Here is a 686-nt window from a genome sequence, read left to right on the forward strand (position 1 = left end):
GCCAGCGCCGCTTCCGCCTGCCAGGACGGGGCTTCGCCTGTTCTGACCTTCACGGGTTCGGGCGGCACGGCACCCTATACCTTCAACTATACGATAAACGGCACGGCCTACACGCTGACCACCACCACGGGTGACAGCGCCACGGCCAACATCGACACTTCCGTGGCGGGCAGCCAGTCGGTCATCCTTACCGGGGTTTCCGACGCCTCGTGCTCGAACGTGCAGAACGACGCGCTCACGGTGACCATCCAGGGCCTTCCGACGGCCACGATGGTAGCCGACGTGACGGCGGTCTGCCAGAACGGCACCTCGCCTGTGATCACCTTCACGGGAGCCGGCGGTACCTCGCCTTACACCTTCACCTATACGGTAGACGGCGGTACGCCGCTGACCATTTCCACGGCCACGGGCTCGGACTCGGTGACCCTTTCCGTTCCTACGGGTACGGTGGGCATCTCCACCTATGAGCTCACGGGCGTCGCCGAGGGTGGCGCGGACGCGTGCTCCCAGACCCAGACGGGCACGGTGAGCATCACGGTCAACCCGCTGCCTACGGCCACGGTCACTGTCGACGCGGCCTCGGTCTGCCAGGGCGGGGCTTCTCCTGTGGTGACCTTCACGGGCGCCGGCGGCATCGCCCCGTATACCTTCACCTATACCCTTAACGGCTCGTCCCAGACGGCCGT

1 pseudogene is annotated in these 686 nt (G+C 66.2%); it reads left to right on the top strand.

Annotation, left to right across the window (positions count from 1 at the left end):
• Positions 1–686: pseudogene (locus tag HZF10_RS17880) on the top strand (adhesin); the annotation flags it as partial.

This window comes from Flavobacterium agri (assembly GCF_013401995.1).
In the GTDB taxonomy this organism is placed as follows: Bacteria; Bacteroidota; Bacteroidia; order Flavobacteriales; family Flavobacteriaceae; genus Flavobacterium; species Flavobacterium agri.